Annotated in this window: 2 protein-coding genes; both read right to left on the minus strand. The window is 71.0% G+C overall.

The genetic code is table 11. The annotated features are described in order from the left end of the window. Nucleotides 1–47: 47 nt before the first annotated feature. Nucleotides 48–2,843, minus strand: coding sequence for an immunoglobulin-like domain-containing protein (locus tag ACFRCR_RS14570; RefSeq protein WP_377678510.1), 2,796 nt, complete (start codon nucleotides 2,841–2,843; stop codon nucleotides 48–50). A 155-nt stretch (nucleotides 2,844–2,998) separates the two neighbouring features. Then, nucleotides 2,999–7,972 carry a family 43 glycosylhydrolase gene (locus ACFRCR_RS14575; protein ID WP_377678511.1) on the minus strand — a complete coding sequence of 1,658 codons (4,974 nt, stop codon included), beginning with the start codon at nucleotides 7,970–7,972 and terminating at the stop codon, nucleotides 2,999–3,001. Between the last annotated feature and the right edge of the window lie 59 nt (nucleotides 7,973–8,031).

Raw genomic sequence — 8,031 nt, forward strand, 5'->3', positions numbered from 1 at the left:
GGGCGAGGCAGGACACCTCGCCCCACGGCAGTCGTCGGGTCAGCGCCTCACCCGCACGCGAGGGCCGGGTACGAGGCCTCGATCGTCGCGGTCACGGGCGAGGCGCCCGTCGTGCTCGCGGTGATCGTGACGACCCCTGCCTCGACCGAGCCCGCCCGCGTCGCGAACGCCTGGGACGCCGACCTGCCCGGTGCCACGCCGGTGAACGTCTTGGACCCGAACGGCGAGGTCACCGTGAGATCGACGGGCACGTCCTCACCGTTCACCGCACGCACCGCCACGGCGACCTTGCCCGCCACGCACTTCGCCGTGGCCGAGACCTCGACCGCGAGGTCGGGGTCGGGGCCCGGGTCGACGGGGGCGGTCACGGTGACCGTGGCGGTGGACCGCGTCGTGATCGACGGGCCGAACGACCCGCTGACCACGAAGGTGCCGGCCTGCGCCCAGGAGGCGGGGTCGACCGCGTCCCACGTGACCGCGAGGTCCTTGGTCGCACCGTCGCCGTACGTCGCGGCGACCGTCGTCGGCAGGACGGGCGCTGTGCCCGCAGCCGTCGTGACCGTGACCGGGGCGGCCGAGGCCACGAACGCGTCGGGCTGGTAGTGCGCGAGCAGGCGGTCGTACTCGGCCTGCGTGACCGGGAGCACCGTGCCGTGGCGGGGGCTCGCGGGCAGGGTCGCGGGCTCGGACTTGGTCCAGACCCCCGAGTCGAGGTCGGTCGACTCGAACGGGACGTAGCCCTTGCCGCCGTGGTAGCTGGGCTGGTCCATGAAGACGTACCACTTCTCCTCGGTGTTGGACTTGAACACCGTGGGCCCCTCGCCCGCCGTGAAGGTGCCGCCGTAGCCGTTGGGCTGGCCCACGCCGATGTTCTCGGTGATGAGGTCCCAGCTCGTGGCGCGCAGGTCGGTGGACCTCTCGCTCCGGACGGTCATGTACTTCTCGTCCTTGATGAAGCGGTAGTACGTGTCACCGACCTTGGTCACCGAGGCATCGATGATGCCGAGGCCCGTGCCGCGCTTGTTGTCGACCCAGATCCGTGGCTCGCTGAAGGTCACGAAGTCACGCGTCGTGGCGTACATCATGCGCTGGTAGCTCGTGGCGATCTTGCGGTCGCTGCTGTCGGTCGTCGGGTAGAGGGCCGAGGCCCAGTACACGACGTACTCGCCCGCGGCCTCGTCGTAGAACGCCTCGGGGGCCCAGGTGTTGCCCGCGTAGTCGCTCGATACCTTGACCATGCGCTGGTCGGACCAGTGCACGAGGTCGGTCGACTCCCAGATCATGAGGCTCAGCGAGCCGCGCTCCTGCGCGTTGCCGAAGTTGTTGCCGCCGTAGATCTTGAGGTCGGTCGCGACGAGGAAGAACCTGTCACCCTCGGGCGAACGGATCACGAACGGGTCGCGCAGGCCCTTCTCTCCCAGGCCCGAGCGCAGGACGGTCTTGTCGTCGTTCAGCTCCTGCCACCTGAGCGGGTCGTCGCCCTGGCTCGCGGCGAAGTAGATCTCCTCGCCGTCGGCCGTGCTCTCGCCCTTGAAGTAGGGGAAGAAGTACGCCGCGGGCTCCTGGGCCTCGGGGGCCTGGCGGACGGTCGCGGTCCGGGGCTGGGTCGAGGTCGCGGTGCCCCTGGTCGCGGTGACCGTGAGGGTCACGTCGACGTCGCCCGCGCCGTGCGCGGGGCGGTGCACCGCTCCCGTGTCGCTCACGGTGCCGGGCGCCGAGGACGTCCACGTCAGGGTCGAGCCCTGCGCACCCTGGGTCGGGAGCGTGAGGTTGCCGCGCACGTCGGCGATGTTGGTCACGAGGGTGTGCTGCGCGTCCCAGGCGGCCGCCTGGGCGTCGTCGAGGGCCGGGGGGACGACCACGGTGAAGGTCCGCGGGAGCGTCACCGCGCCGCGCGTGACCGCGGCCGTCAGGGTCACGCTCGCGGCGGGCTGACCGGCGGCGGGCCGGGTGACCTTGCCCGACGGCGTCACGACGTCCGCGTGCGAGGTCGCCCACGCGATGGTCGAGCCCTGCGCGCCCGCCACCGGGAGCGTCAGGTTGCTCGTGACGGCGCTCGTGTCGCCCAGGTCGAGGGCGGCGGCGTCGGCTCCTGCGGCCGCGGCCGAGGTCTTCTGCGCGAGGGCCGCGACGTCATTGGCGGGCAGCGCCCGGTCGTAGACGCGGAAGTCGCGGACCTGGCCCTTGAGGTACTTGTCGCCCGAGTAGAGCGAGCGGCCGATGTAGTTGGCGGTCGTCGTCCCCGCACCGATCGAGGCGGGGGTCGTGGTGACCGCGGTGTTCTGCGCGACCTGGACACCGTCCTCGTAGAGGGTCCCGGTCGTGCCGGTCTGCGTGTAGGTCAGGTGCTTCCAGACCCCGCGGGCGAGGTTCGACCCCTTGGTCGTGTTCTGCTCGGTCGACCAGTTGCCCGACGCGATGCCGGTCCGGTAGGCGTTGCCCGTGGTGAACAGGTAGCCGTTGCCGTTCGAGCCGCTCGTGTTCCCCATGCCCCAGATGAAGTAGGGCGTCGCCTGGGCCGTGTCGACCAGCACGTCGAGGTCGACCGTGACCGACGTCAGGTTCTTGAGCAGGCCGTCGGGGAGCCGGACGTGGTCGTCGGTCCCGTCGAGCGTGATGCCGTTCGCGCTGCGCGCCGCCCCGGCGACCGTGGCGGCGCCGAAGGTCGAGCCCGGTGCCGAGTTCGCGGCCGACGTGCCGCTCGTCTCGTCGAGCCTGTACCAGGCGACGAGCCCGGCCTCGGGCAGGGCCGGATCGGCGGCTGCCGCGGCGGTGGTCGTCAGCCCGGTGGTCAGGGCGACGGCGACGCTCGCGGCAACGAGACGTCCCCTGGTTCTTCTCACGATGTGCTCCTTCGGTTCGTGGTGCGGGCGGTGCGGGGGGTGCGGTGGTGCGGGCAGGACGGGCGCCGACGGCGCCCAGGCCTCGACGTGAGCAGACGCCCCAGATCGACCCTCAGGAGGGACGTCTGCTCACGTCGAGGCGGCGACCGGCCGGGTCAGCCGCAGCTGGTCGCTGCGTAGGTGACGTCGTAGCCCGTGGTGACCGGGGCGCCGTCGAGCAGGGCCTGAGCCGTGACCGTGACCTTCCCTGCCGCGAGCGTCACCGCGCGGGCCGAGAACGTCTGGGACGCGAGCTTGCCCGGCGCGACCTGGAGGAAGGTCTTGGTCCCGAGCGGCGTGGTGACGACCACGTCGACGGGCACCTCCTCGGTGTTCCGCACGAGCACCGTGAGCGCGGCCTTGCCGGCCACGCACTTGGGCGCGACCGTGACGTCGACCTCGACCTGCGCGGGCTCGGTCACGTCGAGCGGCGGGACGCTCTCGAGGGTCGGGACGACCTTCTGGATGAGCCCGTCCTCGCCGAACGTGAGGCGGTCGATGGTCGTCTCGCGGTGGTTCCCGTCACCGCCGGGTATCGCGAAGCGGTGGTAGGCGATGTACCACTCGTCGGTCCCGGGGACCTGGACGATCGAGCTGTGCCCGGTCCCGAGGATGCCCTGCGACACGTCCTTCTCGAGGATCACGCCGCGGTAGGTCCAGGGCCCGTCGATGCTCGTCGACGTCGCGTACCCGACCCGGTAGTTCTCCGAGCCCGTGTCGTCGATCGAGTAGGTGAGGTGGTAGATCCCCTCGCGGTAGTTGAGGAACAGGCCCTCGCGGAAGTTCGTCAGACCACCGAGCTTCGTGATGGTGTCCTGCTTGACCGACACCATGTCGTCGTTCAGCTCGGCGTACAGCGGCGCGTTGCTGCCGTTGCCCCAGAACAGGTAGAACGTGCCGGTCTGCGGGTCCTCGAACGCTGCGGGGTCGATCGCCTGCCCCGTCGTGACGGCCTCCCCGTTGGTGATCATGGCCGTCGGCTGCGCGGTGAAGGGCCCCTCGGGGCTGTCCGCGACCGCGACACCGATCGTCTTGCGGTCGTAGGCCGGGTTGTGGCCCGAGAAGTAGAACCAGTACTTCCCGTCGCGCTCGATGATGGTCGGCGCCCACGCGTTGCCCGTGGCCCACGGGACGTCGCCCGCTGCGCCGTCGAGCGTGAGGAACGGCTCGGCCGAGCGCTCCCAGCTCGCCAGGTCGGTCGACTTCCACACGTAGAAGTCCTTGCCGCCCCAGCCGGGGGTGCCGTCCGTGGTCGCGTAGATGTAGTAGACCCCGTCGAAGACCGCGATGTTCGGGTCCGCGTACAGGCCCGGCAGGACCGGGCTGCGCATCTCCTTGGCCTGGACGGTCCACGTGCGCGCGACCCCGTCGGGGCCCGTCACGGTGTAGGTCACGGGCTGCGTGAGGTCCTGCACCGAGCCGTTGGCGGGCGTCACGGTCGCACGGTCCGACACGACCAGGCGAGGCGCGAGCGCGGAGCGGTCCGTGCCGGGCACCACCGGGAGCGTGACCGTGCTGGACCCGCCGTCGACGATCGCGGCGACCTTGAGCTCGGCGAGCTCGGCCCCCGTGACGGCCGAGTGGTCCTGACCGAGGTCCTTGACCTCGTCGGCGCTCAGGGCGTGGTCGTAGACGCGGAAGTCGCGGACGTCGCCCTTGAGGTACTTGTCGCCCGAGTAGAGCGAGCGGCCGATGTAGTTCGCGACCGTGGTGCCGTTGCCGATCGATCCGGGGGTCGTGGTCACGTTGGTGTTCCGCGCGACCTGGATCCCGTCCTCGTAGAGGGTGCCGGTGGTGCCCGACTGCGTGTACGTCAGGTGCTTCCACACGCCGCGGGCGAGGTTCGAGCCCTTGGTCGTGTTCTGCTCGGTCGTCCAGTTCCCCGAGGCGATGGCCGTGCGGTACGCGTCCCCCGTCGTGAAGAGGTAGCCGTTGCCGCTCGACCCGCTCGTGTTGCCCAGGCCGTAGATGAAGTAAGGCGTGGACTGGGCGGTGTCGATGCGCACGTCGAGCGAGACGGTGATCTCCGTCAGGCCCTTGAGCACGTCGTTGGGCAGCTTGACGTGGTCGTCGACCCCGTCGAGACGCACGCCGTCCGTGCCGTTGCGGGCGGCCCCGCCCACGACGGTCGCGGGACCGACGGCGCTGCTCGGCGCCGAGTTCACGGCCTGCGTGCCGCTCGTCTCGTCCAGGCGGTACTGGACCACCAGACCCGGGATCTCCTTCGTCACGTCGATCGTGACGGTCGCGGTGCGCGACCCGTCCGCGGTCGTGGCGGTCACGGTCGTGCTGCCCGCCGCGACGCCGCGCACGGTGCCTGCGGAGGGCCCGTCGGAGACGACGGTCGCGACCGACGGGTCGGCGCTCGTCCAGGTGATGGTGCGGGCCGTGGCGTTGGCGGGGGTCACGGTCGCGGTGAGCGAGCGTGCCGATCCGACCGTGACCTGCGTCGAGGTGGGCGAGACCGTCAGGCCCGTGACGGGGACGTCGCCCTCGACCACGGTCACGACGGCCTTGGCGCGCACGCTCACGCCGGCGCCGAGCGAGCCCGTGACCTCGAAGGTCCCGGCCTGCGCGTAGCTCGCGGGGTCGATCGCGTCCCATGTGACCGCGGTCTGCGTGGTCGTGCCGGCTGCGGTGCGCGTGGCGACCGTGGCCGGCAGGACCGGTGCGTCACCGACACTCACGACGGCCGCGACGCCCTCGGCCGACTCGACGAACGCGTCGGGCTGGTAGCCCTTGAGCAGCGCGTCGTACTCGGTCTGCGTCACGGGCAGGACCGTGCCGTGGCGCGGGCGCGCGGGCATCTCGTAGCCCGTCGACATCTTCCACTCGTCGGCGTTCAGGTCGGTCGTCTCGAAGGGCACGTAGCCGCGGCCGCCGAACTCGTCGATGAACAGGTACCACTTCTCCTCGGTGTTCGACTTGAAGATGGTCGGGCCCTCGCCCTGGTTGATGCCGCCGCCGAGCGAGTTGGCCTTGCCGATGCAGTCGGTGATGAAGTCGTAGCTCAGCGAACGCAGCTCGCTCGCCTTCTCGCCCAGCACGAACTTGGAGCACGGCGTCGTGGACGTGTTGTTCCGCTCGTCCTTGGTGAAGCGGTAGAACTCGCCGTCGTGCTCGATCACGGTCGAGTCGATGACCGAGTAGCCCGGGTCGACCCACACCTGCGGCTCGGTGAACGTGTAGAAGTCGCGGGTCGTGGTGTACATCATGCGGTTGTACGTGTTGGCCGTGTGGCCCGGGTCGTCCTCCTCGTAGAGCTTGGAGGCCCAGAACACGACGTACGCGCCGATCGTCGCGTCGTAGTAGGCCTCGGGGGCCCAGGTGTTGCCCGCGGTCTCCGGGGAGACCTGGACGAGACGCTGGTCGGTCCAGTTCACGAGGTCGGTCGACTCCCACACCATGATCGACTTGGAGCCCGTGCGCTGGGACGCGTCCCAGTTGCCGTTGCCGTGGATCTTGAGGTCGGTCGCGATCTGGTAGAACTTGTCGCCCTCGGGAGAACGGATGACGAACGGGTCGCGCAGGCCCGTCTCCCCCAGGCTCGACGTCAGCACGGGCTGGTTGTCGTTGAGGTTCCGGTACCTGAGCGGGTCGTTGCCCTTGCTCAGGCCGAAGTAGACCTGCTCGCCCGTCGCATAGCCCTCACCGATGAAGTAGGAGAACAGGTAGCCCGCGAAGTCCTGCTGCTCGGGGAGCGCGGGGACCGTCGCGGCGAACGCGCGCGTGGCCGTGGCCTGCCCCTTGCTCACGGTCGCGGTCAGCGTGACCGTCTGGTCGGCCTGGCCGTGCGCGGGTCGCGTGACCTCGCCCGACGGCGTGACGACCGTGGGTGCCGTGGTGGCCCACGTGACCGTGGTGCCCTCTGCTCCCGTGGCCGGCAGCGTGAGGTTGCCGCGCACGTCGTCGAGGTTCTTGACCTCGAGCGCGGCGGCAGCGGCGTCCACGACGCCCTGGTCGCCCGTGCCGGGCACCACGGTGACGTCGAACGTCGTGGTCGCGCTCTGGCCGCGCAGCGAGAGCGTCGCGGTCAGGGTCGCGGTGTGCGCCTGGCCGACGGGCTGGGTGATGACGCCCGACGACGTCACGACGCTCGCGTCCGACGTCGCCCAGGTGACGGTCGAGCCGCCCGTGCCCTTCGCGGGCAGCGTGAGGTTCTTGGCCACGGCGCTCGTGTCCCCGAGGGACAGGGCGCCTGCGTCGGCGGAGAGCGACGCCGCGGCGCTCGCGGTGCTGAGGTCGGCGACCTCGGCGGCCGTGAGCGCACGGTCGTAGAGCCGGAAGTCCTTGATGCGCCCCTTGAAGAGGTTGTCGGCCGCGTAGGCGGACCTGCCGAGGTAGTTGGCGGTCGTCCTCCCGTTGCCGATCGAGCCCGGCGTGTGGGTGACGGCCGTGTTGACCCCGACCTGCGCGCCGTCCTCGTAGAGGCGGCCGGTGCCGGCACCCTGCGTGTATGTCACGGTCTTCCAGACACCGCGCGCGAGGGCCGCCGAAGGCGACTTGGCCGTGTTCTGCTCGGCACCCCAGGCGGCGTTCGAGACCGACGCGCGGTAGGTCGCGTTGCCCGAGGAGAACAGGTAGCCGTTGCCGCTCTGGGGCGAGCCGACCGCGGTGTTGCCCAGGTTGTAGAAGAAGTAGTTGCCGCTCAGGGTCGTGTCGACCCACACGTCGGCGCTGACCGTCACGGCCGAGTACCCCGCGAGGAGGTCGTCGGGCAGGTCCACGTAGCTCGAGCCGCCGAACGTCAGCCCTTGCCCGTCGGTCCAGTCTCCGCCGCCGACGAGCGTGCCGTCACGGCCCGAGCCCGAGGCGTCGTGGGCGACGGTGCCGCTCAGCTCGTCGAGCTTGTACCAGAGCTTCAGGCCGTCGGCCGTGGGGACGGGCACCCCGGCCGCGAGCGCCGTGGCCGGGGCGAGCGCCGTCGTCGGGCGTGCGGGGGGCGGGGTCAGGGCCGCTGCCGGGCCCGCCAGGCCCATCGGGGCGAGCAGAGCGATGCTCAGCGCTCCTCCGAGGGTGGCTATCGCCCCGCGGGGGGCCCTCCGTCGGGCCGTTGGCGCGGTCTGCGCCGGGTCGTGTCGGGTGGTCATGTGGATCGTGGCCTCTCGCCGTCTCGTCGTTGAGCGCCCCCTGGCGGGGACTGCCGGAC

The organism is Oerskovia sp. NPDC056781, assembly GCF_042789955.1.
Lineage (GTDB): Bacteria > Actinomycetota > Actinomycetes > Actinomycetales > Cellulomonadaceae > Oerskovia > Oerskovia rustica.

Coding starts and splice junctions, on each gene's coding strand:
- ACFRCR_RS14575 (WP_377678511.1), bottom strand. CDS start 7,972: ATGACCACCCGACACGACCCGGCGCAGACCGCGCCAACGGCCCGACGG.